At 69.5% G+C, this 24,588-nt stretch carries 21 protein-coding genes; 11 read left to right on the top strand and 10 right to left on the bottom strand.

The annotated features are described in order from the left end of the window. Positions 1 to 19 precede the first annotated feature (19 nt). Positions 20 to 2,002 carry an alpha/beta hydrolase family protein gene (locus ACYVJJ_RS13595; RefSeq protein ID WP_460834335.1) on the top strand — a complete coding sequence of 661 codons (1,983 nt, stop codon included), beginning with the start codon at positions 20 to 22 and terminating at the stop codon, positions 2,000 to 2,002. Between the two features lie 67 nt (positions 2,003 to 2,069). On the opposite strand, the gene ACYVJJ_RS13590 is transcribed toward ACYVJJ_RS13595, so the two are convergent. Beyond that, entirely contained in the window at positions 2,070 to 3,890 is a 1,821-nt protein-coding gene (locus ACYVJJ_RS13590) for a peptide MFS transporter (protein WP_460834333.1), read from the bottom strand. Positions 3,891 to 4,010: 120 nt separating this feature from the next. On the opposite strand from ACYVJJ_RS13590, the gene ACYVJJ_RS13585 reads away from it, so the two are divergent. After that, entirely contained in the window at positions 4,011 to 6,077 is a 2,067-nt protein-coding gene (locus ACYVJJ_RS13585) for a S9 family peptidase (protein WP_460834331.1), read from the top strand. Positions 6,078 to 6,116: 39 nt separating this feature from the next. Continuing rightward, positions 6,117 to 7,367 (top strand): DUF819 family protein, encoded by a 1,251-nt coding sequence (locus ACYVJJ_RS13580; protein WP_460834699.1) that lies wholly within the window; start codon positions 6,117 to 6,119, stop codon positions 7,365 to 7,367. 78 nt (positions 7,368 to 7,445) lie between these two features. Here ACYVJJ_RS13580 and ACYVJJ_RS13575 read toward each other — a convergent pair whose 3' ends face one another. The 7 genes from ACYVJJ_RS13575 to ACYVJJ_RS13545 form a co-directional block, all read right to left on the bottom strand. Further along, positions 7,446 to 7,649, bottom strand: coding sequence for a YbdD/YjiX family protein (locus ACYVJJ_RS13575; RefSeq protein ID WP_460834329.1), 204 nt, complete (start codon positions 7,647 to 7,649; stop codon positions 7,446 to 7,448). Beyond that, entirely contained in the window at positions 7,646 to 9,700 is a 2,055-nt protein-coding gene (locus ACYVJJ_RS13570) for a carbon starvation CstA family protein (RefSeq protein ID WP_460834327.1), read from the bottom strand. Before ACYVJJ_RS13570 ends, ACYVJJ_RS13575 begins: the two co-directional genes overlap by 4 nt. A gap of 56 nt (positions 9,701 to 9,756) precedes the next feature. After that, on the bottom strand, positions 9,757 to 10,761 hold the full coding sequence (locus tag ACYVJJ_RS13565) for a magnesium and cobalt transport protein CorA (protein WP_460834326.1): 1,005 nt from the start codon (positions 10,759 to 10,761) through the stop codon (positions 9,757 to 9,759). Between the two features lie 296 nt (positions 10,762 to 11,057). After that, entirely contained in the window at positions 11,058 to 12,329 is a 1,272-nt protein-coding gene (locus ACYVJJ_RS13560) for a lipoprotein N-acyltransferase Lnb domain-containing protein (protein WP_460834324.1), read from the bottom strand. Continuing rightward, a complete protein-coding gene (locus tag ACYVJJ_RS13555; RefSeq protein WP_460834323.1) occupies positions 12,316 to 13,179 on the bottom strand; it encodes an HlyC/CorC family transporter in 864 nt (287 codons plus the stop codon). Before ACYVJJ_RS13555 ends, ACYVJJ_RS13560 begins: the two co-directional genes overlap by 14 nt. Positions 13,180 to 13,268: 89 nt before the next feature. Further along, positions 13,269 to 13,739 carry an rRNA maturation RNase YbeY gene (ybeY, locus tag ACYVJJ_RS13550; protein ID WP_460834321.1) on the bottom strand — a complete coding sequence of 157 codons (471 nt, stop codon included), beginning with the start codon at positions 13,737 to 13,739 and terminating at the stop codon, positions 13,269 to 13,271. A 12-nt stretch (positions 13,740 to 13,751) separates the two neighbouring features. Then, positions 13,752 to 14,735, bottom strand: coding sequence for a PhoH family protein (locus tag ACYVJJ_RS13545; protein WP_460834320.1), 984 nt, complete (start codon positions 14,733 to 14,735; stop codon positions 13,752 to 13,754). A 120-nt stretch (positions 14,736 to 14,855) separates the two neighbouring features. On the opposite strand from ACYVJJ_RS13545, the gene ACYVJJ_RS13540 reads away from it, so the two are divergent. Beyond that, positions 14,856 to 16,514, top strand: a complete 1,659-nt coding sequence (locus ACYVJJ_RS13540) for an amidohydrolase (RefSeq protein ID WP_460834318.1) — start codon at positions 14,856 to 14,858, stop codon at positions 16,512 to 16,514. Positions 16,515 to 16,647: 133 nt separating this feature from the next. Here the strand turns inward: ACYVJJ_RS13540 and miaB are convergent, their stop codons facing one another. After that, the gene (gene miaB, locus ACYVJJ_RS13535; protein ID WP_460834317.1) at positions 16,648 to 18,042 is read right to left on the bottom strand and encodes a tRNA (N6-isopentenyl adenosine(37)-C2)-methylthiotransferase MiaB; all 1,395 of its coding nucleotides are present in this window, start codon (positions 18,040 to 18,042) and stop codon (positions 16,648 to 16,650) included. Between the two features lie 147 nt (positions 18,043 to 18,189). On the opposite strand from miaB, the gene ACYVJJ_RS13530 reads away from it, so the two are divergent. The 6 genes from ACYVJJ_RS13530 to ACYVJJ_RS13505 all read left to right on the top strand — a co-directional run bounded on the left by ACYVJJ_RS13530 (position 18,190) and on the right by ACYVJJ_RS13505 (position 23,348). Continuing rightward, positions 18,190 to 19,128: a lytic transglycosylase domain-containing protein gene (locus ACYVJJ_RS13530; protein WP_460834315.1), complete on the top strand. Its 939-nt coding sequence runs from the start codon at positions 18,190 to 18,192 to the stop codon at positions 19,126 to 19,128. A gap of 118 nt (positions 19,129 to 19,246) precedes the next feature. Beyond that, on the top strand, positions 19,247 to 19,867 hold the full coding sequence (gene petA, locus ACYVJJ_RS13525; RefSeq protein WP_460834314.1) for a ubiquinol-cytochrome c reductase iron-sulfur subunit: 621 nt from the start codon (positions 19,247 to 19,249) through the stop codon (positions 19,865 to 19,867). Between the two features lies 1 nt (position 19,868). Then, positions 19,869 to 21,158 carry a cytochrome b gene (locus ACYVJJ_RS13520; RefSeq protein WP_460834312.1) on the top strand — a complete coding sequence of 430 codons (1,290 nt, stop codon included), beginning with the start codon at positions 19,869 to 19,871 and terminating at the stop codon, positions 21,156 to 21,158. A gap of 49 nt (positions 21,159 to 21,207) precedes the next feature. Then, positions 21,208 to 21,951 carry a cytochrome c1 gene (locus ACYVJJ_RS13515; RefSeq protein WP_460834697.1) on the top strand — a complete coding sequence of 248 codons (744 nt, stop codon included), beginning with the start codon at positions 21,208 to 21,210 and terminating at the stop codon, positions 21,949 to 21,951. A gap of 129 nt (positions 21,952 to 22,080) precedes the next feature. Continuing rightward, positions 22,081 to 22,716, top strand: a complete 636-nt coding sequence (locus tag ACYVJJ_RS13510) for a glutathione S-transferase N-terminal domain-containing protein (protein ID WP_460834311.1) — start codon at positions 22,081 to 22,083, stop codon at positions 22,714 to 22,716. 152 nt (positions 22,717 to 22,868) lie between these two features. Beyond that, positions 22,869 to 23,348, top strand: a complete 480-nt coding sequence (locus tag ACYVJJ_RS13505; RefSeq protein WP_460834310.1) for a ClpXP protease specificity-enhancing factor — start codon at positions 22,869 to 22,871, stop codon at positions 23,346 to 23,348. On the opposite strand, the gene ACYVJJ_RS13500 is transcribed toward ACYVJJ_RS13505, so the two are convergent. Next, complete coding sequence (locus tag ACYVJJ_RS13500; RefSeq protein WP_460834309.1) at positions 23,341 to 23,679, bottom strand: DUF3301 domain-containing protein; 339 nt, start codon at positions 23,677 to 23,679, stop codon at positions 23,341 to 23,343. The genes ACYVJJ_RS13505 and ACYVJJ_RS13500 overlap by 8 nt on opposite strands. A gap of 62 nt (positions 23,680 to 23,741) precedes the next feature. On the opposite strand from ACYVJJ_RS13500, the gene ACYVJJ_RS13495 reads away from it, so the two are divergent. Next, on the top strand, positions 23,742 to 24,521 hold the full coding sequence (locus ACYVJJ_RS13495; protein WP_460834307.1) for an FHA domain-containing protein: 780 nt from the start codon (positions 23,742 to 23,744) through the stop codon (positions 24,519 to 24,521). Positions 24,522 to 24,588 lie beyond the last annotated feature (67 nt).

The raw sequence follows: 24,588 nt of genomic DNA, 5'->3' as shown, positions 1-24,588 counted from the left end.
CCGCTTCGTTGGGGGAGTCATGAGGAAACTGGGTAAGACGGCGCTGCTGTTGGCGGCGCTGATGTCCGCGCCTGCGGTTCTGGCCGTCGATGTCGACGCGTTCATCAAGAAGGACAAGTTCACGTCGATCAAGGTCTCGCCCACGGGCGAATACCTCGCTGCGACTGTCCCGATGGAGGACCGCACGGTGCTCGCCGTCCTCCGCCGCAGCGACAACAAAATCATGACCACGTTCGCACTCGGCGAGGACACCGAGATCAGCGGCTATGTGTGGGCGAATCCCACGCGTCTGGTGATCTCGATCGCCGAGCAGTTCGGTGCCCTCGACGAGCCCGTCCCGACCGGCGAGCTGTACGCGGTCAACTTCGACGGGACGAACCCGGAAATGCTGGTCGGCTTCCGCGTCCAGGATGGCGGCCCGGGCACCCGGATCAAGGCGAAGAAGGAAGAGGAGGTTTTCGCGCAGCTGATCGACGACCTGCCTGCGGACGACAAGCGCGTGCTGATCTCCGTCGAGCCCTTCGCGCCTGACGCCTATGCGCGCGTCGAGGAGCTCGACATCTACACCGGCCGGCGTTCGCCGGTGGCGAGCGTTCCGGTGCGCAATTCGCGTTTCCTGACGGACAACGCCGGCGTCGTGCGGTTCGCATGGGGCGCCGGATTCGATTTGGTGAACAAGCTGTTCTATCGCGCCGGCGAGAAGGACAGCTGGACCCTCGTCAACGACGAATCCAAGAGCGGCATCATCCAGATCCCGATCGGGTTCTCCGCTGACAATGCCACCGCGTATCTGCGTGCCGAGCAGCGCGCCGGGGCCGACCGCATCGTGTCGTGGGATCCGGCGACGGACACGCGCCGCGAGCTGCTGAGCGCGCCGGTTGACCCGGCCGGTGTGCTCTATGCGAGCCGGAGCAGCGTGCCGGTCGGCGCGGTCTACTACGACGGTCGGCCGACAACGCGGTTCTTCGATCCGGCGTTGCCCGATGCGAAGACGCAGCGCCTGCTCGAGGCCGCCTTCCCGCAGAGCCGCGTGGACATCACGTCCGAGACGGCCGACGGGCGCCTCGCGCTCGTCCATGTGTCGAGCGATCGCAACCCGGGCGACTACTACCTCTTCGACACGGTCACGAAGAAGGCCGACTACCTGATGAGCAACAGGGACTGGCTCGATCCGGAAGCGTTGCATCCGATGGAGCCGATCACCTTCAAAGCGCGCGACGGCCGGAGCATCCATGGCTACGTCACGCGGCCCAAGGGGGCGCAGGGGCGGCTGCCCATGGTCGTCGTGCCGCACGGTGGGCCGTTCGGCATCCGCGATGCCTGGGGCTTCGATAGTGAGGCGCAGATGCTGGCCTCAGCCGGCTATGTGGTGCTGAAGGTCAACTTCCGGGGCTCGGGCGGCTACGGCCGCGAGTTCGAGCAGGCCGGCGGGCGGCAGTGGGGCCTGGCGATGCAGGACGACCTCACCGACGCGACGCGATGGGCCATCGAATCAGGCATTGCCGATGGCTCGCGGGTCTGCCTGTACGGCGCCAGCTACGGCGCCTATGCGTCGCTGATGGGCGTGGCCAAGGAGCCAGGCCTGTACCGCTGTGCTGCGGGCTATGTCGGCGTGTACGAGCTGCCGGCGCTCCATACCGACGGAATCACCCGTCGTTCCGGGACGTCGAAGACCTATGTACGCGAGTGGATCGGCGAGCGCGACGAGCTCGCCGCCGTGTCACCGACCCGCATGGCGGATCGCATCAAGGTTCCTGTGTTCCTCGCGGCCGGAGGGGAGGACCAGGTCGCGCCGATCGAGCACAGCAAGCTGATGGAACGTGCGCTTCGGTCTGCGGGTGTACCCGTCGAGACGCTCTACTACGACACCGAAGGCCATGGCTTCTACAAGCCCGAGCGTCAACGTGAGTTCTATAGCCGCCTGCTCGCCTTCCTGTCGAGAAGCCTCGGAGGCAAGACGGCATCGACACCCACGGCGTCTAACGCGACTGCAGGCAAGTAGACGCGCAAGGGAACGCTATCCGGCATGAAAAAGGCGCCCAGCAGGGCGCCTTTTTCTTGATCGCCGCTCAGCGCACCCCGTGCATGCCGCGCCGGATCAGCGGCGACACCAGCAGCGCGACCACCGCGCAGCCGAGCCCGATCCACATCATCAGCCAGAACAGGTCGGCGTACCTCGCGCCGGCCTGCGCGAGGTCGACGGCGGTGCCTTCGGGTATGTCCAGCGACGCGATCTTCGCGAACTGCGCCGCGAGCGCCTCGGAGAAGGCCGTCGCCAGGAACCACGTGCCCATCATCAGGCTGACCACACTGGGTACGGACAGCTGGGTGACCGCCGATAGGCCCACGGGCGACAGGCACATCTCACCGAGCTCGAGCAGGAAGTAGGCGAGCACGAGCCACCAGACGCTCTCGACCACGCCGGACGCGCCCGCGCTCTGCGCCGCCAGCGCGAGCGGGACGAAGGCGAGGCCCGCGAACATCAGCCCGAGGGCGGACTTCACCGGCTTGGAGGGATCTAGGCCGCGGCGATCCAGCCAGGCCCAGAGCACGCTGAACAACGGCGCAAGCAACACGATGAACATCGCGCCGAGGAACGTCAGCGAGCCCGCGGTCTGGCGCAGCACGAGCACGTCGCGGATCAGGAACACCAGCATCGCGACGATCGCGATGCCGAACAGCGCGCGCGGCGCCGTCGAGCGCGGGTCGCGGTCCGAGAGGTGCGCCGAGGCCACGAACGCGAGCGGTGCGAGCAGCAGCGACAGGATCGACCACGGGGCGGTACCGGCGAAGGCCGCGAGGTCCGCGCCCGGTCCGCCGGACCAGTCGACCGCCGGTGTGTCGCGCACGAGCGACGGCACCAGGTCCTTGGTCAGCATGCGGTCGGTGAACGTCACCCACGAGCCGTAGGTCTGCTCGTAGAGGGTGAAGAACACAAGACACATCAGGATCAGCGCCATCAGCGCGAGCATCTGGTGGCGCTGCACCGGCGTGCAGCGCGCCGTGACGAACCAGAAGAACCAGCCGAGTACGGCGACCATGACGAGCAGCATGAGCGCCATGGCGAGCGAGAGCTCGTCGCCGAGGGTGAACGCACCGTTCGCGACGGCCCACATCAGCCAGCCGATCGGCAGTACCGCGAGCAGCGAGCCGATGTAGATCGCCCATTCGCGTGGCAGGCCGGCCACCCGCTCGCGCAGTCGCTCCGGGTGCGCGGGCTCGGCGAGCCCATGCAGGTACTTCTGGCCCCACAGGAACTGCGCGAGGCCGAGCAGCATGCCGATGCCCGCCGCGCCGAAGCCCCAGGCCCAGCCGAGCGTCTGCCCGAGGTAGCCGCAGATGATCGACGCGAACAGCGCGCCGAGGTTGATGCCGGCGTAGAACAGCGAGAACCCGGAATCGCGGCGCGGATCGTCCGGCGCGTACAGACGGCCGACGATGGTCGAGATGTTCGGCTTCAGGAAGCCCACGCCCATGATGATCAGCGCGAGCGAGACGTAGAAGATGCGCAGCGATCCCTCGTCGCGCACGACCGCGCCCTGGATCACGCGTGCTTCCGCGCCCTCGAAGGCCATGCCGAGGTGGCCGAGCACGAGGAGCAGGCCGCCGAAGATCACCGCCTTGCGCATGCCGAGGAAGCGATCGGCGAGCAGGCCGCCGATCACCGGGATGCAGTAGACGAGCCCGCCGTACGCGCCGAGCACGTCGTAGCCGGCGTCGTCGCCGAACAGGTGGTGCTTCAGCAGGTACAGCAGGAGCAGCGCCTTCATGCCGTAGAAGGAGAAGCGCTCCCACATCTCGGTGAAGAAGCAGACGTAGACGCCCTTCGGATGGCCGAAGAGATCGTTGCCGGGCGCGTGGGCGGGCAGGGTGGCGGCGGTTCGCGACACGCGGAACTCCGGCGTGGAAAGTGGCCGGAGTATAGCCACGGGCCCCGTCGCGGCCGCTTCGCTTGGTCTGCACCGGCCGTGGACCTACCATCGGCCCCTCGCCCCCGATGCGGAGTCCCGATGTCCCTGCGCCCTGCCGTCCTCCCCGTGCTGATCGCCGCGCTGCTCCCGCTGGCCGCGACGGCCGCGCCCCGCGGCCTCCAGCCGCGCGATCTCGCCACGCTCGACCGGTTTGGCGCGCCGGCGCTGACCCCGGACGGCCGCACGCTGGTGTTCACGCGACGCACCGCGGATCTCGACGCGAACAAGTCGAGCACGGCGCTGTGGGCCCAGGACGCATCGAAGCCCGGCGCGAAGCCGCGCCGTCTCACGCCCGACGGCTGGAACATCAATTCGCCGGAGGTCGCGGCCGACGGCAAGTCGGTCTACTTCCTGAGCGCCAAGTCGGGCTCGATGCAGCTCTACGTCGTGCCGCTCGCCGGCGGTGCGCCGCGTCAGGTCACCGCGCTCCCGCTCGATGTCGGAAGCTTCGCGGTGTCGCCCGATGGGCGCCGCGTGGCGCTGGGCCTCGAGGCCTTCCCGGACTGCGGCGGCGACCTCGCCTGCACGACGCGCCGGAACGCCGAGGCGGGCAAGAAGAAGACGACCGGCGTGGTGTCGGACCGCCTCTTCATCCGTCACTGGGATGCGTGGAACGAGGGCCGCCTGAACCGCCTGTTCGTCGCCGACCTGCCGGCCGCGGGCAAGACGGCCACCACCGCGCGGCTGATCGGCGAGAAGGTGCTCGGCGACGTGCCGTCGCGGCCCTTCGGTGACGCGACCGAATTCGGCTGGTCGCCCGATGGGCGCTCGCTCGTCTTCAATGCGCGCAATGCCGACCGCGAGGAACCGTGGTCGACGAACTTCGACCTCTACGTCGCGCCGGCCGACGGCAGCGGCGAGCCGCGCAACGTCACGTCCGGCAACCCGGCGTGGGATACCGGTGGCGTCTTCAGCGCCGACGGCCGCAGGCTCTACTACCGCGCCATGAAGCGCCCGGGCTTCGAGGCCGACCGCTTCGCGCTGATCGAGCTCGACCTCGCCAGCGGCGTGCGCCGCGAGATTGCGCCGGACTGGGACCGCTCGGCGGACGGGATCGTGCTGTCCGACGACGGCCGCACGATCTACACCACCGCGCAGGACATGGGCCAGCATCCGCTGTTCGCGGTCGACATCGAATCGGGTGGGGTCACGCGCATCGTCGGCGACGGCAGCATCTCGGCGTTCGACGTCGAGAACGGCGTGCTGGCCTTCGCCCGCAACACGCTGAAATCCGGCGATCAGCTGCACGTCGGCGGCCTCGGCGGCGCGCCGGTGCGTGCGGTCTCCGCCGACGCCTCGCAGATGCTGCCCGACGTGCGCTTCGGCGACTTCGAGCAGTTCTCCTTCAAGGGCTGGAACGGCGACACGGTGCATGGCTATGTCGTGAAGCCCTGGAACTACCAGGAGGGCCGCGAGTATCCGGTCGCCTTCCTCGTGCACGGCGGCCCGCAGGGCAGCTTCGGCAACGGCTGGAGCTATCGCTGGAATCCGCAGACCTACGCGGGGCAGGGCTACGCGGTCGTCATGATCGACTTCCACGGCTCCACCGGTTACGGGCAGGCGTTCACCGACGCGATCAGCCAGCACTGGGGCGATCGTCCGCTCGAGGACCTGCAGAAGGGCTGGGACGCCGCGCAGAAGAAGTACGCCTTCCTCGACGGCGACCGCGCCTGCGCGCTCGGCGCGAGCTACGGCGGCTACATGGTCAACTGGATGGCGGGCCGCTGGAACACGCCATGGAAGTGCCTGGTGAGCCATGCCGGCGTGTTCGACACGCGGATGATGGGCTACTCCACCGAGGAGCTGTGGTTCACCGAGTGGGAGAACGGCGGCACGCCCTGGGCGGTGCCGCAGAACTACGAGCGTTTCAATCCCGTGCTGCACGTCGACAAGTGGCGCGTGCCGATGCTGGTGGTGCACGGCCAGCTCGACTACCGCATCCCGGTGGAGCAGGGCATCGCCGCCTTCACGGCACTGCAGCGCCGCGGGATCGAGTCCAAGTTCCTTTACTTCCCGGACGAGAACCACTGGATCCTCAAGCCGCAGAACAGCGTGCAGTGGCATGACACCGTCAACGGCTGGCTGAAGCGGCACATCGGCCAGTAGGCGGTCACGGCATCGCGCCGACGGGAGGAGCATTTGGCCATCGAGACCACCGGCGCGTCGGACGCGCTGATCACCAACGACATCGTGGTCTTCGGCCTGATCGCCGCCACCCTCGGCGCGGTGTTCTGGACCGCGTCGCGGCCCGAGGCCCCGTTCCGGCGGTTCTACGCGATCGTGCCGGCTCTGCTGCTCTGTTACTTCATCCCCGGGCTCTACAACACCTTCGGGCTGATCGACGGCGCAGCGAGCAAGCTCTACAACCCGGTGGCGAGCCGGGTGCTCCTGCCCGCCGCGCTCGTGCTGCTCACGCTCTCCATCGACCTGCGCGCGGTGCTGCGGCTCGGGCCGAAGCTGCTGGTGATGTACGCGACGGCCTCGCTGAGCGTGATGCTCGGCGCGGTGCTCGCCTTCCTGCTGTTCCGCACGCTCAGCCCGCAGACCGTGGCGGGCGACACCTGGGCCGGCATGACAGCGCTCGCCGGCAGCTGGATCGGCGGCGGCGCGAACATGCTGGCGATGAAGGAGATCTTCGCGGTCGACGCGACCACCTTCGGGCAGTTCGCGGTGGTCGACGTCGGCGTGGGCTACGTCTGGATGTCGGTGCTGATCTTCCTCGCCAGCAAGGCCGATGCGATCGACGCGCGCAGCGGCGCGGACACGCGCGCGATCGAGGAGCTGAAGCAGCGCCTTACCGCCTTCCGCGAGGCGCATGCCCGGATCCCGACGCTCACCGACCTGATGCTCATCGTCGGCATCGCCTTCGGCGTCGTCGGCCTCGCGCATTTCATCGCGGCGCCCGCGTCGGCCTGGTTCGGCGCGAACGTGAGCTGGGCACGGGCGGTGAGCATGCACGAGCCGTTCGTGTGGGTCGTCGCGATCTCGACGTTCGCGGGCCTCGCGCTCAGCTTCACGCGGGCCCGCATGCTGGAGGGCGCAGGCGCATCGACGATCGGGCAGCTGCTGCTCTACTTCCTGATCGCGAGCATCGGCATGCAGATGGACATCCTCGCCCTGTTCGACCGGCCGGGCCTGTTCCTGCTCGGGATCGTCTGGATCACGATCCATATCCTGCTGCTATGGATCATCGGGCGCCTGCTGCGCGTGCCGTTCTTCTATTTCGCGATCGGCTCGCAGAGCAACATCGGCGGGCCGGCATCGGCGCCGGTGGTGGCGTCGGTCTTCCACCCCTCGCTCGCACCGGTCGGCGCGCTGCTCGGTACGCTCGGGTATGCGACGGGCACCGGCCTGGCGTACGCGCTCGGCCTGATCCTGAGGTCACTCGCCGGCTGATGCGCCACCGCGCGATCGTCGGCGTAAGGGCGATCGGACGGCGGATCCGGACGCGGCAGGGGCCACATCCGATCGACGTCAGCAACAGCGGCTGCGGCCTCGACCGTAGCGCGCCTGCTCGCGCTCGCGGAAGAAGGCTTCCCTCGCTGGAATCGGGTGGTCCGGATGGTGGCGGCGCAGGTGCGCGACGTAGCGGTCGTAGTCGGGCTGCCCGATCGCGAGGCGCGCGCCCTGCACGAGCGTTGCGAGGATGCGGCCGGCGATCGCACGCGCGCGGCTCATGCAACCGAATCCACGGCCGGGGCGTCGAACTCGCGCGCGGTCGGTGTCGCACTGCGGCGGGCGGCGAGCACGGCCCGCAGCGCGAAGCCCACCGTCGCGAGCAGCACGCCCATGAAGACGATGCACAGCCCGGCGTCGAGCCAGTTGTTGAAGGCGATGCGATGCATCTCGGCGACCGACTTCGCCGGGGCGACGAGCTCGCCGCGCGCCGCCGCGTCGCCGAAGCGCCGGGCATTGGCGACGAAGCCGATCTTCGGATCGGAATGGAGGAGCTTCTGCAGGCCCGCCGTCAGCGTGCAGAGCAGCACCCAGGCCGCGCCGATGCCGGGAATCCAGACGAGCCGGTCGCGCTTCATCCGCACCAGCACCGCGCAGCAGAACACGAGCGCGATGCCGGCCAGCATCTGGTTCGCGATGCCGAACAGCGGCCACAGCGTATTGATGCCGCCGAGCGGGTCGACCACGCCCTGGTAGAGGAACCAGCCCCATCCGCCGACCGCGAGCGCGGTGCACAGCAGGTTGCCCGTCCAGCCCTCGGTGCGGCGCAGCGGCGCCCAGGCGAGGCCCAGCAGCTCCTGCAGCATGAAGCGCGCGACGCGCGTACCGGCGTCGATCGTGGTGAGGATGAACAGTGCCTCGAACAGGATCGCGTAGTGGTACCAGAAGGCCATCATTCCGGTGCCGCCGCCCAGCGAGGCGAGGATCTGCGCCATGCCGACCGCGAGCGTCGGAGCGCCACCGGTGCGCGAGACCACCGTCTCCTCGCCGATGTCGCGTGCCGCGGTGGCCAGCATCTCCGGCGTGATCGCGAAGCCCCAGCCGGAGACCGCGGTGGAGGCCGACTCCAGCGTGGGCCCGAGCGCGGCGAGCGGCGAGTTCATCGCGAAGTACAGGCCCGGCTGCAGCACGCAGGCGGCGATCAGGGCCATGATCGCGACGAAGCCCTCCATCAGCATCGCGCCGTAGCCGATGAACGGGATGTCGCGCTCGTTCATCAGCATCTTCGGCGTGGTGCCCGAGCTGATCAGCGCGTGGAAGCCCGATACCGCGCCGCAGGCGATCGTGATGAACAGGAACGGGAAGAGCGCGCCCGAGAACACCGGGCCGCTGCCGTCGATGAAGGGCGTCACCGCCGGCATGCGCAGGTCCGGCTGCGCGATCAGGATCGCGAGCGCGAGTCCGACGATCGTGCCGATCTTGAGGAAGGTGGACAGGTAGTCGCGCGGCGCGAGCAGCAGCCAGACCGGCAGCACCGCCGCGATGAAGCCGTAGCCGATCAGCAGCCAGGCGAGTGTCGTCGCCTCCAGCCGGAAGACCGCGGCCCACGCCGGGTCCGCGGCCACGTGCCCGCCGGCCCAGATGGACGCCACGAGCAGCACGACGCCGAGCATCGAGACCTCGAGGATCCGCCCCGGCCGCAGCCAGCGCAGGTAGACGCCCATCAGCACCGCGATCGGGATCGTCATCGCCACGGTGAACGTGCCCCAGGGGCTCTGCGCGAGCGCCTTGACCACCACGAGCGCGAGCACCGCGAGCAGGATGACCATGATCACGGCGATGCCCAGCATCGCGACCACGCCCGCGGCATGGCCGAGCTCGGCGCGGATCATCTCGCCCAGCGAGCGTGCGTCGCGGCGGGTGGAGAAGAACAGCACGAGCATGTCCTGCACCGCGCCCGCGAAGACCACGCCGAAGAGGATCCAGAGCGTGCCGGGGAGGTAGCCCATCTGCGCTGCGAGCACCGGGCCCACGAGCGGCCCCGCGCCGGCGATGGCCGCGAAGTGGTGGCCGAACAGCACGCTGCGCTCGGTGGGCACGTAGTCGAGGCCGTCGTTGCGGCGGAAGGCGGGCGTCGTGCGCGCCGCGTCCATCCCGACCGCGCGGGCCACGTAGCGCGCATAGAAGCGGTAGGCGATGAGCATCACGCTGGCCGACGCCGTGACCAGCCACATCGCATTGACCGTCTCGCCGCGATGCAGCGCGAGGACGGCGAGCGAGGCCACCCCCAGCAGCGCGAGCGCCACCCATCCCAGCCGTGCCAGTGCCTGCATGTCGTCTCCCTCCCGTCGCCGCGAGGGTGGCGCAGTGCGCGGCGCCGGGTCAATCGTCAGAGCCAGCGTGCCTTCTTGAACTTCCAGTACAGGCCCAGGCATACGGCGGCCACCACCACCACCAGCCCCGCGTAGCTCCAGCGGCCCGCGAGCTCGGGCATGTGCTCGAAGTTCATGCCGTACCAGCTGGCGATGAGCGTGGGCGCGGCGAGCAGCGCGGCCCAGGCACCGAGGCGCTTGACCACTTCGCCCTGCTGCACGGTGACCAGTGAGAGGTTCACCCCGACCGCCGCGGTCAGCATCTCGCGCAGCGTCTCGGTGGAGCTGTCGATGCGCACCACATGGTCGTGCACGTCGCGCAGGTAAGGCTGGATATGCTCGTCGACGATCGCGGTCCGCGTGCGGATCAGGTGGCTCAGGATGTCCTGCAGCGGCGCGACGGCCATGCGCAGGCGGGTGAGCTCGCGCTTGAGCGAATACAGCCGCAGCACGGTGTCCTTGCGGAACTCCTCCGCGAAGATGTCCTGCTCGAGCTCGCCGAGCATGCGGCTGAACTCGTCAACGATCGGGATGAGGTTGTCGGTGATGAGGTCGAGCACCGCGTACAGCGCGGCGCCCGGGCCGTGGACGATCAGCTCCGTCTCGCGCTCGAGGCGGGCGCGCGCGGGCGCATAGCTGCTCGACGCACCGTGGCGCACCGTCACGATGTAACGCGGGCCGACGAAGATGTGCGTCTCGCCGAAACGGATCCCGTCGTCGACGGTCTGCGCCGTGTGCACCGCGATGAACAGCGACGTCCCGTAGGCCTCGACCTTGGGGCGCTGGTGCGCGTTCTGCGCGTCCTCCACCGCGAGGGGGTGCAGGTCGAACTCCTCCTGCAGCTTTGCCAGGATCTTCGCGCCAGGTTCGTACAGGCCGACCCAGACGAAGCTGCCGTCGTCGACGGCGAGCACGTCGCTGATCGCGTCCAGGTCGATGTCGCGCCGCTCGCCGGCGGCGGTGTAGGCCGCGCAGTTGACGACGCAGCGCGGATCGTTGAGGCGGGTGGGGGTCTCGTCCATGCGCGGCAGAGTGCCACACGCCCACGTGCCGTCACGCGACGGCGCGTCGACGGACAAGCCCCGTGGGAAAGGAGGGCATCCTGCCGGTCGTGGCCTCCGGCGCAGGCCGCGCTCGCAGCGCGCCACGGTGCGCCACTGCGCGCGGAGTGCTTCGATCGCCGGCACTATCGCGTCGTGCCGCAGTCTCCGCTCGCCGCGGTGAATGCCCGTTCCGCGTGGCGGCCCGACCTGATGCAGAAACGAGTACGCCGGCAATCATGTGACGGACGACTGCCTCGTCCGCACGCGTCGCCGCTCTACGATCGCACGCTCGATCTCGCGATCGCTGCGTCCGACGCATGTCCACCGTTGGCGCCCCCAGGCACTGCGCCTGCGGCAGCCGTGCGCCGCCGTAGCGCGACGAGCAGCGCGAGGTGCACGGGGACGAGCAGCGCGATCCAGCGCGTGTTGTCCTGCACGGCGCCGGGGAACCACGATACGAAGACGCCAACCAGTGCGATCGCGGCGACCGCCGCGAGCGACGCACGGAAGACGGGCCCCGGCGTGCCCCCGCGCAGCAGCGCGATGCCACCGGGCAGCAGCAGCCAGGCGATCGGGTTGAGCAGGAACAGGTTGTGGTTCGCCCAGCCGAAGCGGTGCGTCGTGCCGGCCCAGATGAACAGCATCAGCGCGCCGAGCAGGCCCGCGACGAGCCAGAACGCCACGGCGAAGGCGGCGACACTGCGCGGCGCGCGCCGGCGACCGGCCACGAGCAGGGCCGCGATCGCGAGGCCCGCGGCGAGCCAGGGCCAGACCGGCCGCGCGTGCTCCGCGGGCTCCGGCGCGATGCGGTGCGGCAGGACGTCCGTCTCCTCCCGCACGAGCGGCCGACCGTCGATGCGGATCTCGCGCAGAGCCGCGGCGAGCCGCATCGGCACGAAGGCCTCGTCCCAGCGCGACAGCGGAACATCGGCGGCCGGGCCCAGGCCGATGTCGAAGCCGAGCCACATCCACGGCGCCGGAGACGCCAAGCGTACCGCCTCGCTGCGGTAGGTCGACCCTTGCGAGCGGGCGACGAGCGCGCGCTTGAGCGCACCGCCGAGCGCGCGGTCGACCGCATCGCGCACGCGCGTGGCGCAGTTGTCGCGGAAATAGTCGTACGTGTAGACGGCGTTCTCGGGCCGCGCATTGACCTCGAGGTCGCGCGCGAGCGCGGTGGCTTGCGCCTCCGTGAGGTCGAGCCACTGGATGCGCGTGCCGCGGCCTTCGTCGCGATAGAGGACGAGGTCCTCCTCCAGCGGCAAGGCGACCAGTCGGTAGCGCATCCGCCCGCGGACGAAGTTGCCCACGAAGCCCGGCTCGGTGAGATCGAAATAGCCGAAGTTGTAAGACGTGGCCGCACCGGTGTCCGGGTCGACGACCACGATCGCGTCGTGCCCGAAGCGCTCCCAGAAGATCTCGCCCGGCTGCATCGTCGCGACGCCGATACGCGGTGCCGCCGCGGCCGCGCCTGCGAACAACGCGGCGACGAGCAGAAGCAGCATCGCCAGGCCGCGCCGGGCGGCGCGGTGCACGTCAGTCGTCGCCATGCACGCCGACGTGGAAGGCGTGGACGCGGCGCGCATCGGCGCCGGCAACGCGGAAGACGAACCGGCCCAGCGTGAGCTCCTCGCCGGCTTCCGGCAGGTGGCCGATCGCGGCGGTGACGAGGCCACCGATCGTGTCGTACTCGTCGTCGTCGAAGTCGGCCCCGAAGCGTTCGTTGAAGTCGTCGATCGGCGTGAGCGCGTCGACGACGAACTGGCCGTCGGCCTGCGCGGCGATGAGCGCGTTCGGATCCTGCGCATCGTCGTGCTCGTCGTCGATCTCGCCGACGATCTGCTCGAGCACGTCCTCGATCGTGATGAGGCCGGCGACGCCGCCGTGCTCGTCGATCACGATCGCCATGTGGTTGCGCGAATGGCGGAACTCGCGCAGCAGCAGGTCGAGACGCTTGGACTCGGGGATCAGCAGGGCGGGGCGGAGCAGTTCGTGGATCGTGGCAGGCCCGTGGTCGGACACCACGCCGCGCAGCAGGTCCTTGGCGAGTAGCACGCCGAGCACGTCGTCGCGATCGTCGCCGTGGACCGGGAAGCGCGAGTGTCCGGACTCCACCACCATCTTCATGAGATCGAGGAAGCGCGCCTCGGCCGGCAGCGAGACCATCTGCGAGCGCGGGATCATCACGTCGCCGACCGTCATGTCCGACACCGCGATCGCGCCTTCCATCATGCGCAGGGTGTCGGCCTCGATCAGCCCGTCGGACTGCGCGTCGCGCAGGAGCTCGACGAGGTCCTCGCGGGTGGAGGGCTCGCCGGAGAGCGCGGAGCTGATGCGCTCGAACCAGGAGCGCCGGTCGACGGCGCGGTCGGCGTGGGTACTACTGTCGTCCTCGGACATGTCTTCGTTCGTGGTGGGCCGCGGGGGCGGGGCCAGTCTAGCCCGGAGGCGCGACCGACCCGTTCATGTGGGGACGGCGCGGCCGCCGATCAAGCGGCGGGCACATACGGATCGGCGATGCCCAGCCCGGCGAGGATGCGGCGCTCCTCGGCCTCCATCGCCTCGGCCTCCGCATCGTCCTCGTGGTCCCAGCCCAGCAGGTGCAGCGTGCCGTGCACGGTCATATGCGCGTAGTGGTCGCCGACGGCCTTGCCCTGCTCGGCGGCCTCGCGCGCGACCACGGGCGCGCAGACGACCAGATCGCCCAGCAGCGGCAGGTCCAGCCCATCGGGCAGCTCCGCGGGAAAGCTCAGGACGTTCGTCGCGTAGTCGCGCCCCCGGTACTGCCGGTTGAGCGCGCGGCCCTCGTCCTCGCCGACGATGCGGATCGAGACCTCGCTCGGCCCGCTGCGGCCTTCGACCGCAGCGGCCACCCAGCGCCGGAAGCTCACCGGCGACGGTACCCCGCGGCGCTCGGTCGCGTAGGCGACGCTCAGGTCGAGGTCGGGCGTGGCGGGCATCGGGTCTCCGGATCAGGCGCGGCCGGGCGAGCTGTCCACGGCGTCGCGCGCATCGTAGGCGTTGACGATGCGGGCGACCAGCGGATGGCGCACCACGTCGCGTGATTCGAAGAAGGTGAACGAGATGCCCTCCACGCCGCGCAGCACGTCGAGCGCATCCTTCAGGCCCGACTTCTGCGTCTTCGGCAGGTCGATCTGGGTGAGGTCGCCCGTCACCACCGCAGTGCTGCCGAAGCCGATGCGCGTCAGGAACATCTTCATCTGCTCGATGGTGGTGTTCTGCGCCTCGTCGAGGATGACGTAGGCATCGTTGAGCGTGCGGCCGCGCATGTAGGCCAGCGGCGCCACCTCGATGACATTGCGCTCGAGCAGCTTGGCGACGGTCTCCACGCCCATCATCTCGTAGAGCGCGTCGTACAGCGGGCGCAGGTAGGGGTCGACCTTCTGGCTCAGGTCGCCCGGCAGGAAGCCGAGCTTCTCGCCCGCCTCCACCGCGGGGCGCACCAGCAGGATGCGCTGCACGCGCGAGCTGTTCAGCGCCTCGACCGCACTGGCGACCGCGAGGAAGGTCTTGCCCGTGCCGGCGGGGCCGATGCCGAAGTTGATGTCGTTGGTGGCGATCGCGTGCAGATACCTGGCCTGGTTCTGGCCCCGCGCGCGCAGGTTGCCGCGCTTGACCTTGATGACGACCTCCTGCGGCTCGACGTCGCCGGCCATGCGCTGCTCGACGCCGGATTCCGACAGGCGCAGGTGGATCGCGGGCTCGCTCAGCACTTCGTTCAAGGTGTCGTCCCAGAGTTCGTGGATCAGGCGCATGGCATGCAGCACCGCCGGCGGCGCGCCGGTGATGCGGAAGATGTTGCCGCGGTTGGCGATCTCCACGCCGAGGCGCAGCTCGATCATGCGCAGGTGCGCGTCGAACGGGCCGGCGAGGTTGGCGAGGCGCGCGGGATCGGCGGGCTCGAGGACGAATTCGCGGTGGACGGCGTCGGTCATGGGCGGGTCGTGCGGTGGCGTCGGCGCCGACGATGCACCCGGCGGCCGTGACGGCGCGTGAGCTTGCGCGCGGCGGCCGGTTTTCGCAAAGTCCCGGCTCCTTCCGATGGATGCCGACCGATGGCGATGCGCTGGATCGTGGGACTGTTCGGGCTCGCCGCAGCGGGCATCGCGAGCGCGGGCGTGACGCTGGTGACCGCGGCGCGCATCCACACGATGGATGCGTCGAACCCGCGCGCCGAGGCGATCGCCTTCGACGACGCCGACGGTCGGATCCTCGCGGTCGGCACTCGCGACGCGCTGCTCCATCGCTATCCGAATGCCGCGCGGCGTGACCTCGGCGACGCCACGCTCGTGCCTGGCCTGATCGACGCGCACGGTCACGTGGCCAACCTCGGCCTGACGAAGCTGCGCGCCGATCTCGTCGGCACGCGCAGCAAGGGCGAGGTCGTCGAGCGCCTTCGTTCGTTCGCCCGTGATCTCCCGGCCGGCGCCTGGCTCACCGGCCGCGGCTGGGACCAGAACGACTGGCCCGAGGCCCAGTTCCCGACCGCCGCGGACCTCGACGCCGCCTTCCCCGATCGCCCGGTCTGGCTGCGCCGCATCGACGGCCACGCTGCATGGGCGAACACCGCTGCACTGCGCGCGGTGAAGCGTGATCTCGCAGGCACGTGGCAGCCCGCCGGCGGCGAGGTCCTGCGCGACGGTGCCGGCCGGCCGACCGGCGTCTTCGTCGATGCCGCGATGGCACTCGTCGAGGACGTGGTGCCGCCGCTCGACGATGCCACCGCCGAGCGCGCGCTCGTGCTCGGCATGCAGGAGGCGGTCCGGCACGGGCTGACCGGCGTGCACGACGCGGGCGTCTCGCTGGAGAACCTCGCGCGCTACCGCAGGCTCGCCGACGCGGGGCGCATGCCGATCCGCATCACCGCGATGGCCGACGGCGACTCGCGCGCGCTCGCCGAGCTCTGCCGCAGCGGCCTCTACCGGCATCCCGGCGGACGCCTGCAGATGCGCGCGGTCAAGCTCTACGTCGACGGCGCGCTCGGCAGCCGAGGCGCCGCGCTCATCGAGCCGTACAGCGACGCGCCGCACACGAGCGGCCTGCTGATCCACGAGCCCGCCGCGCTGCAGGCGATCGTCGACCGCGCCCGCGGCTGCGGCGTGCAGGTCAATACGCACGCGATCGGCGACCGCGGCAATCGCGTGGTGCTCGACACCTACGCCCGCGCGCTCGGCACCGGCACGGCCGACCACCGGTGGCGCATCGAGCATGCGCAGGTGCTCGCGCCGCAGGACCTGCCAAGGCTCGCGCAGCTTGGCGTGATCGCCTCGATGCAGCCGACCCACGCCACCAGCGACATGCCATGGGCGGAGCAGCGCCTCGGGCCCGCACGCATCTACGGTGCCTACGCCTGGCGCCGCCTGCGCGACGCGGGCACGCGGCTCGCGCTCGGCTCGGACTTCCCGGTCGAGAGCGTCGATCCGCGGCTGGGCCTGTATGCCGCGACCACCCGCGCCGACCTCGACGGCGCGCCGGCCGGTGGCTGGCACCCGGAGGAGTTGCTGACGGCTTTCGAGGCGCTGCGCGGCTTCACGCTGGACGCGGCCTACGCCGGCGTCGACGAGGCCCGCATCGGCAGCCTGGAGGCCGGCAAGCAGGCCGATTTCGTCGTGCTCGCGGAAGACCCGCTCGCGATCGCGCCGGCAAAGCTCCGCGAGCTCACGGTGCGCGCGACCTACGTCGACGGCCGACCGGTGTACGAAGCGCGGCGCTGACGCCGCGACACCGCGCATTCCGCAGCCGGCGGCGTGCGACATCGGTGGCGCGGCGCGCCATGTGCCCTCGGCCGCTCGCACCAAGCCACGAAGTCGCGACGCGAGTCGCGGCGTCGCGCGGCTCGCCGAAGCGTCAGTCCGTGCCGCCTTGCGTCGCGACCCGTCCCCGCAGCGAATTCGACATCGCCCCGGTGATCACCACGTCGACGAACTGGCCGATCAGCCGTGGCGGGGCGGGGAAGTTCACCGACCGCATGTTCTCGGTCTTGCCGGTCAGCTCCGCCGGGTCCTTGCGCGACGGGCCCTCGACGAGCACGCGCTGCACCGAGCCTACCATCGACTCGGAGATGCGCTTGGCATTCTCGTTGATCGTGGCCTGCAGGCGCGACAGGCGCGCGTGCTTGACCTCGCTCGACACGTCGTCCTCGAGGTTCGACGCCGGCGTGCCCGGGCGGCGCGAGTAGATGAAGGAGAACGACTGGTCGAAGCCCACGTCCTCGATCAGCCTCATCGTCTTTTCGAAGTCCGCGTCGGTCTCGCCCGGGAAGCCGACGATGAAGTCCGACGAGATCGAGATGTCCGGCCGTACCGCGCGCAGCTTGCGGATCTTCTGCTTGAACTCGATCGCCGTGTAGCCCCGCTTCATGGCCGCGAGGATGCGGTCGGAACCGGACTGCACCGGCAGGTGCAGGTAGTTCGCCAGCTGCGGGACGTCGCGATAGGCCTCCACCAGCGAGTCCGAGAACTCCAGCGGGTGCGAGGTGGTGAAGCGGATGCGGTCGACGCCGTCGATCTCGGCGATCGTGCGGATCAGCAGCCCCAGGTCGGCGATCTCGCCGTCGCCGTACGGTCCGCGGTAGGCATTGACGTTCTGCCCGAGCAGGTTGATCTCCCGAACGCCCTGCGCGGCCAGCTGCGCCACCTCGACCAGTACGTCCTCGAACGGCCGGCTGACCTCCTCGCCGCGCGTGTAGGGCACCACGCAGAACGAGCAGTACTTCGAGCAGCCCTCCATGATCGAGACGAACGCGCTCGGTCCGTCGGCGCGCGGCTCGGGCAGGCGGTCGAACTTCTCGATCTCCGGGAACGAGATGTCGACCTGCGGCCTCCCGGTTTCGCGGCGGGCCTCGATCAGCTGGGGCAGGCGGTGCAGGGTCTGGGGTCCGAAGACGAGGTCGACGAACGGGGCGCGCTTGACGATCGCCTCGCCCTCCTGGCTCGCCACGCAGCCGCCAACGCCGATCAGTACCGGCTTGCCGCCCTGCTTGAGGGCCCGCCAGCGACCGAGCTGGCTGAAGACCTTCTCCTGCGCCTTCTCGCGGATCGAGCAGGTGTTGACCAGGATGACGTCGGCCTGGGCCGGGTCCGTCGTGATCTCGAGGCCTTGCGCTGCGGCGAGAACGTCGGCCATCTTCGCCGAGTCGTACTCGTTCATCTGGCAACCGTGGGTCTCGATGAAAAGCTTTCCGCGCGGTGCGGGGTCGGCCGGACCGGCCGCGGGGGCCTCCGGGAGGAGCAGGGTCGTCATGGAAGTTCCGGGTTCTGGCGGCGGTTAGTCCGGGCCGGCCGCTCATCTTACCGCGCTGCAACAGGCCGAGTGACCGCGTCCGCAGATAAACAATTCGAGTCGGATCAAGGGGTTGTGAAAAATCCGGGAACGGGGAATGATGGTCCCATGAAGACGATCACGGTTCTCCTGGCGCTCGCGGGCCTCGCCTCCGCAGGCTCGGCTGCCGCGGGCACGGTCTACCGCTGCGACGGTGCCAACGGGCGCAGCTACTCCAGCAAGCGCATCCCGGGCGCAGCCTGTCAGGTCGTCAGCCGCTACACCGCGCGCGGCGGCAAGGCCTCCGCACCGTCTACGGTCGTCGCCGCCCCCGCCTCCGCGGGCTCCGTCACCGCGTCGGCCTCGGTCGCCGGGTCGCCGGCGTCGGGCAGCGTTGCGCCAGTCAGCTTTGGGTCCACGCCTGCTGCCGCGTCCGCGGCGGCGCCCGCGAAGCCGGTACCCGTGTCGTCAGGCACGGCCGGTGCTCCCCGGCTCGTGCAGGGGCAGGTCTATTCCTACATGAAGGACGGCGTGCGGCATTACTCGAGCCGCCGGCCGGCCGGCGTCGCCCATGCGGGCGCCGTCCGCACGATCCGCTTCAGCTACATGGAGTCCTGCTTCGCCTGCGCGGCCAAGCCGGGCGTCAATTTCGGCACCATCCGCCTGAAGGACGCCTACCGGCAGGAGATCGCGGCCGCCGCCTCCCGCCACGGCGTCGACGAGGCGATCGTCCGGGCCATCATCCATGCCGAGTCGGCCTACAACCCGAATGCCCTCTCGCGTGTCGGCGCCCAAGGCCTCATGCAGCTGATGCCGGCGACGGCGCGCCGCTTCGGCGTCCGCAACGCCTTCGACCCCGTGCAGAACATCGACGGCGGCGTCCAGTACCTCGCCTGGCTGCTCAAGCGCTTCAACGGCAACCTGACCCTCGCGGCCGCCGGCTACAACGCGGGCGAGGGCGCCGTCGACAAGTACCGGGGCGTCCCCCCGTACAACGAGACCCAGCGTTACGTGCAACGCGTCGCGCTTCTGGCCGACCGCTACCGCGCGCAGACCGTCAGCCGCTGATCCCGGCACGCCGGCGATTGTCGGCCGCTTCACCATTCCGTTACACTTCCGCGTCTTTTTCAGCCGCACCGCGCGCCCGCGCGGCGCGGCCCACGTCGAACAGTTTTCGGAGTGCCGGATGGCCAACGAAGGGGTCAACGAGCCCATCAACACGGGCCGGCGTCGGTTCCTGACCGCCACCACCGCGGTGGTGGGCGCAGTCGGTGCCGGCTTCGCCGCGGTGCCTTTCATCAAGTCGTGGAACCCGAGCGCTCGCGCCAAGCTGGCCGGTGCGCCGGTCACGGCCGACATCAGCGGCCTCGGCGAAGGCCAGCGCCTGGTGCTCGAGTGGCGCGGCCAGCCGATCTGGATCGTGCGGCGCTCGCAGGCGATCCTGAAGGTGCTGCCGACGCTCGACGCGAACCTGCGCGACCCCAAGTCCGAGAATCCGGACCAGCAGCCGGCCTACGTGCTTAAGCAGAACCCCGAGTTCCGCTCGCTCAAGCCGGAAGTGTCGGTGCTCGTGGGCCTGTGCACGCACCTGGGCTGCGCCCCCGAGATGAAGGCGGAGATCCGCCCCGAGCCGTTCGATCCGGAATGGAAGGGCGGCTACTTTTGCCCGTGCCACAAGTCGCGCTTCGACATGTCCGGCCGCGTGTTCCAGGGCGTCCCGGCGCCGACGAACCTCGTCGTGCCGCCGCACTACTTCGAAAACGACACGACCATCGTGATCGGCGTCGATCCGCAGGGAGCCGCCTGACATGGCCATGAGCAACGACCAGAAGTCGGCGCCGAACAACATCGGCAAGGGCCTCGTCACGGGCCTGGTGAACTGGTTCAACGACCGTGCCCCGAACGCGAACGTCGCGTACAAGAAGCACATGTCGGAGTACTTCGCGCCGAAGAACTTCAACGTCTGGTACTACTTCGGATCGCTGGCGTTGCTGGTTCTGGTGAACCAGATCGTCACCGGCATCTTCCTCACGATGCACTTCAAGACCAGCGCGGCGGAAGCCTTCGCATCGGTCGAGTACATCATGCGCGACGTGGAGTGGGGCTGGCTGATCCGCTACATGCACTCGACCGGCGCCTCGCTGTTCTTCGTCGTCGTCTACCTGCACATGTTCCGCGGCCTGATGTACGGCTCGTATCGCAAGCCGCGCGAGCTCGTGTGGCTGCTGGGCATGGTCATCTATCTCGTGCTGATGGCCGAAGCCTTCATGGGCTACGTACTGCCGTGGGGCCAGATGTCGTTCTGGGGCGCGAAGGTCATCATCTCGCTGTTCGGCGCGATCCCGGTCATCGGCAACGGCCTGACCGAATGGATCATGGGCGACTACCTGCCCGGCGACGCGACGCTCAACCGGTTCTTCGCGCTGCACGTGATCGCGCTGCCACTGGTGCTGCTGCTTCTGGTCGTGCTGCACCTCGGCGCGCTGCACGAGGTCGGCTCGAACAATCCCGATGGCATCGACATCAAGTACGGCCCGAAGGGCAACCGCTGGTCGCCGACGGCGCCCAAGGACGGCATCCCCTTCCATCCGTACTACACCGTCAAGGACATGGTGGGCGTCGGCTTCTTCCTGCTGCTCGCCGCCTTCATCATTTTCTTCGAGCCGACCGCCGGCGGCTGGTTCCTCGAGCACGACAACTTCACCGAGGCCAACCGCCTGGTGACGCCCGAGCACATCAAGCCGACGTGGTACTTCACCCCGTACTACGCGATGCTCCGCGTCATCCCGCACAAGCTTTCGGGCGTGCTGGTGATGTTCGGCGCGATCATCATGCTGTTCCTGGTGCCGTGGCTCGACAAGAGCCCGGTCCGCTCGTACCGCTACCGCGGCCTGATCTCGAAGATCATGCTCGGCGTGCTGGCGATCAGCTTCCTGTGGCTCGGCAAGATCGGCGCCGGCCCGGGCACCGACCCGACCGAGACGATCATCGGCCGCGTGCTGACGTTCCTCTACTTCATGTTCTTCATCACGATGCCGGTGTGGACGCGCATCGACAGGACCAAGCCGGTGCCCGAGCGGGTGACGACGCATGACTGATATGGCCCTGCGACCGTCCACCTCCACCAAGCCAGCCGGGTTTCTGAAGATGCGTGCACTGCTCTCGCTCGCGACGCTGCTCCTGGGGGCCGTCGTCTCCTTCCAGGCCGCTGCCGCCGGCGGCGGCAACCTGCAGGCCTCGGGCACCGACATCGGTGACCGGGCGTCGCTGCAGCGCGGCGCGCAGCTCTACATGAACTACTGCGCGGGCTGCCACTCGCTCAAGTACATGCGCTACTCGCGCATCGGCGAAGACCTCGGCCTGACCGAGGACGAGGTCATGAAGAACCTCAACTTCACCGGCGCGAAGTTCGGCGAGACGGTGCAGTCGCCGATGCCGGCGAACCACGCCGAGCAGTGGTTCGGCAAGGCGCCGCCGGACCTGAGCCTGATCTCGCGCGTGCGCGGCAGCGACTGGGTCTATACCTACCTCAAGTCGTTCTATCTCGACGAGTCGCGTCCGGTCGGCTGGAACAACACGCTGTTCCCGAACGTCTCGATGCCGAACCCACTCTGGGAGCTGCAGGGCCTGCAGCATCCCGAGTACGGCAAGGCGAATGCACAGACGGGCGAGCGCCCGGTCACGGGCCTCAAGGTCTCGCAGCCCGGCACGCTCGACGCCGAGGGCTTCGACCGTGCGGCACGTGATATCACTACCTTTCTCGAGTACGCCGGCGAACCCGCTGCGCTCAAGCGCCAGTCGATCGGCGTCTGGGTCATCCTGTTCCTGGCTCTGCTCACGTTCCTCGCCTGGTTGCTGAAGCAGGAATACTGGCGCGACGTGGAGCATTGACGTCGACGATCGATGTCCCGGAGCAGGGGTGCCGGGACGTCCCGTCGAACGCTCGAGACCGCTGGCGACCGCCCGCACGGGGTGGGCGGCGCCTTGCGGCCGGCGGTTTCCGGTCGCGTGAGGTCGACGATGGCGGCGAGTCCACGCATGCGTAATACCCTGACCCTGTTTTCTTCCAACGATTGCGTCCTGTGCCACCGCGTGCGCCTCGTGCTCGCGGCGAAGGGCGTGACGTACGACCTGATCCCGGTGGATGCGCAGAATCCGCCCGAGGACCTCGTCGACCTGAACCCGTACCAGTCGGTCCCGACGCTCGTCGAGCGCGACCTCGTGCTCTATGCGGCGAGCGTCGTCAGCGAGTACCTGGACGAGCGCTATCCGCACCCGCCCTTGATGCCGGTCGACCCGCTGTCGCGTGCGCGCCTGCGCCTGGCGATGCTTCGGCTCGAGCACGACTGGGTGCCGCAGGTGCAGGCCATCCAGCTCGGCAACCGCGCCCAGCAGGAGGCCGGGCGCAAGCGCCTCAAGGAACTGCTGACCGCCTCGGTCCCGCTGTTCAAGGCGAGCAAGTTCTTCCTGAACCCCGAGATGAGCCTCGCCGACTGCGCGATGGCGCCGATCATCTGGCGCCTGCCGGCGCTCGGCGTTCCGCTGCCCAAGGACGGCAAGGTCATCGAGGACTACGGCAATCGGATCTTCCGCAATCCCGGTTTTGCCCGGAGCCTTACCGAGCAGGAGCGCAAGCTGCGCGACCTGCCGGCCTGATCCCGGACCCGCCGCGAGGCGGGTTCGTCGCTTCGGGCGCCGGTGCAGTGAAGGCGTGATCCTTCGCGATGCGCGACCGGATGCGCGCGGGGCGGCGCGTCGACGGCGATCCGGCGCAGCCCGGTCGCCCTGCGTGGCTTAAACTGCGGCGCATGAGTGACGAGATTCCGATGACCAGCCACCGTCCGTACCTGCTGCGGGCGCTGTACGAGTGGATCGCCGACAACGCGCTCACGCCACACCTGCTGGTCGACGCGTCGCGGCCCGGCGTCCAGGTTCCGCGCCATGCGGTCAAGGACGGACGCATCGTGCTCAACGTGGCCCAGCGGGCCGTGGCCGGGCTCGAGATGACGAACGACTCGATCCGCTTCAGCGCCCGCTTCGGCGGCGTGAGCCACGCAGTCCACGTGCCGGTCGGTGCGGTGCTTGCGATCTACGCGCGCGAGAACGGGCAGGGCATGGCGCTGCCGCCCGATGCGGGCGAAGCGGACGACGCCACGGAACTGCTCGACGAGGCGACCGTGCCCGGCCTCGAGCTCGTCCCCGGCTCCGCGGACGACACGCCGCCGGACGACGGTGGCGACGCGCCGCCGCCGCCCCGGCGCGGCGGCCACCTGCGCATCGTCAAATAGACGTATTCCGCTCGAAAACGACGGGCGCCGGCGTCACCGGCCCGCTGAAACCGACGAGGCGATCGCCGCGCAGCACGAGGCGGCCCGAGTGCCGGTCCAGCCCGTCGTGCGAGTAGTCGAAGCGGAACGTGCGCTCCCAGCCCAGCCGACCGCTCTCCAGGCGGCACAGGCGCAGGCCGGTGGCGTGCACGCTCTGGTCGAGCCACTGCACGCCGGCGGCGCGGCAGGCATCACGACCCAGCACCCCGGCGCGCTCGGCGGCGGCACGCGCTGAATTCCAGAACGCCGCGGCCAGAGCCGCGACGACCATCAATACGATCACGGTCGGCATTTTGCTACTGTGCGGGCTCCAACGGCCGCGGACAAGGCCGGCAGGCCGACAGGGGGCGTGCGATGAAGCTGGTTTTTCCAGGCGGTGAACATCCGCAGGTGGTGCTGCAGCCTGGCGTGAACAGCGTCGGCTCGGCCCCGGATGCGAACATCGTCCTCGACCGCCCCGGGGTCCAGCCGCGCCATGCGCAGCTGCACGTCACGCCCGGCGGCGTGATGCTCGACGTGCCCGCCGACGCCGCCGTCTACGTCAACGGCGCACAGGTCAACGGCCTGATCGCACTGCGTGACGGTGACCGCGTCGCGTTCGACCGCTTCGAAGCACGGCTCGCGGCGATGGAGAACGTCGCCGCGGCACGTGCGGGTGGTCGCGGTGGCGTAGCGGCATCCGCGAACGACGACATGTTTGCGACGACCGTCCGCCCCGCATTGCCGAAGTTCATGCTGCGCGCGGTATCCGGCCCGCTGTTCGGCCGCAGCTTCGCGCTGCCGACCGCGATGACCGTCGGACGGGCGCCGGAATCGTCGCTGCATCTCGACGAGAACGGCATCTCGCGCAACCACGCGCGCCTGATCCCGACCGACGCCGGGGTGCAGGTCGAGGACCTCGGCTCCACGAACGGAACGTTCCTCAACGGCAAGCGCGTGCTGCGCGCCGAGGCCAAGGCGGGCGACGAGATCGGCTTCGACACGCTGCGCTTCCGCATCGTCGCGACCGCGTTGTCGGAAGAGGGCAACGAGGCCGCGGCCGAGGCCCCGCGCGTGCGCTTCGATCCGCGCCTGATGTGGGGGCTGGTGGTCGGCATCGTGCTGCTCGCGGGTGCGATGGTGCTCGCGCTCTAACCGGATCGTCGGGCGCTTGCGACGCCGACCGTCGCCGATGTCGAAGCGAGTACCCGGCGGACAACGC

The organism is Lysobacter humi (ex Lee et al. 2017) (genome assembly GCF_054781815.1).
The sequence above is the reverse complement of the archived record's forward strand: the minus strand, read 5'-3'. Positions and strand labels throughout refer to the sequence as shown.

What these genes read in the sequence shown, in the direction of transcription:
- ACYVJJ_RS13595 (WP_460834335.1), top strand. Translation starts at nt 20, where the DNA reads ATGAGGAAACTGGGTAAGACGGCGCTGCTGTTGGCGGCGCTGATGTCC.
- ACYVJJ_RS13585 (WP_460834331.1), top strand. Translation starts at nt 4,011, where the DNA reads ATGTCCCTGCGCCCTGCCGTCCTCCCCGTGCTGATCGCCGCGCTGCTC.
- ACYVJJ_RS13575 (WP_460834329.1), bottom strand. Translation starts at nt 7,649, where the DNA reads ATGAGCCGCGCGCGTGCGATCGCCGGCCGCATCCTCGCAACGCTCGTG.
- ACYVJJ_RS13570 (WP_460834327.1), bottom strand. Translation starts at nt 9,700, where the DNA reads ATGCAGGCACTGGCACGGCTGGGATGGGTGGCGCTCGCGCTGCTGGGG.
- ACYVJJ_RS13565 (WP_460834326.1), bottom strand. Translation starts at nt 10,761, where the DNA reads ATGGACGAGACCCCCACCCGCCTCAACGATCCGCGCTGCGTCGTCAAC.
- ACYVJJ_RS13560 (WP_460834324.1), bottom strand. Translation starts at nt 12,329, where the DNA reads ATGGCGACGACTGACGTGCACCGCGCCGCCCGGCGCGGCCTGGCGATG.
- ACYVJJ_RS13555 (WP_460834323.1), bottom strand. Translation starts at nt 13,179, where the DNA reads ATGTCCGAGGACGACAGTAGTACCCACGCCGACCGCGCCGTCGACCGG.
- ybeY (WP_460834321.1), bottom strand. Translation starts at nt 13,739, where the DNA reads ATGCCCGCCACGCCCGACCTCGACCTGAGCGTCGCCTACGCGACCGAG.
- ACYVJJ_RS13545 (WP_460834320.1), bottom strand. Translation starts at nt 14,735, where the DNA reads ATGACCGACGCCGTCCACCGCGAATTCGTCCTCGAGCCCGCCGATCCC.
- ACYVJJ_RS13540 (WP_460834318.1), top strand. Translation starts at nt 14,856, where the DNA reads ATGGCGATGCGCTGGATCGTGGGACTGTTCGGGCTCGCCGCAGCGGGC.
- miaB (WP_460834317.1), bottom strand. Translation starts at nt 18,042, where the DNA reads ATGACGACCCTGCTCCTCCCGGAGGCCCCCGCGGCCGGTCCGGCCGAC.
- ACYVJJ_RS13530 (WP_460834315.1), top strand. Translation starts at nt 18,190, where the DNA reads ATGAAGACGATCACGGTTCTCCTGGCGCTCGCGGGCCTCGCCTCCGCA.
- petA (WP_460834314.1), top strand. Translation starts at nt 19,247, where the DNA reads ATGGCCAACGAAGGGGTCAACGAGCCCATCAACACGGGCCGGCGTCGG.
- ACYVJJ_RS13520 (WP_460834312.1), top strand. Translation starts at nt 19,869, where the DNA reads ATGGCCATGAGCAACGACCAGAAGTCGGCGCCGAACAACATCGGCAAG.
- ACYVJJ_RS13515 (WP_460834697.1), top strand. Translation starts at nt 21,208, where the DNA reads ATGCGTGCACTGCTCTCGCTCGCGACGCTGCTCCTGGGGGCCGTCGTC.
- ACYVJJ_RS13510 (WP_460834311.1), top strand. Translation starts at nt 22,081, where the DNA reads ATGGCGGCGAGTCCACGCATGCGTAATACCCTGACCCTGTTTTCTTCC.
- ACYVJJ_RS13505 (WP_460834310.1), top strand. Translation starts at nt 22,869, where the DNA reads ATGAGTGACGAGATTCCGATGACCAGCCACCGTCCGTACCTGCTGCGG.
- ACYVJJ_RS13500 (WP_460834309.1), bottom strand. Translation starts at nt 23,679, where the DNA reads ATGCCGACCGTGATCGTATTGATGGTCGTCGCGGCTCTGGCCGCGGCG.
- ACYVJJ_RS13495 (WP_460834307.1), top strand. Translation starts at nt 23,742, where the DNA reads ATGAAGCTGGTTTTTCCAGGCGGTGAACATCCGCAGGTGGTGCTGCAG.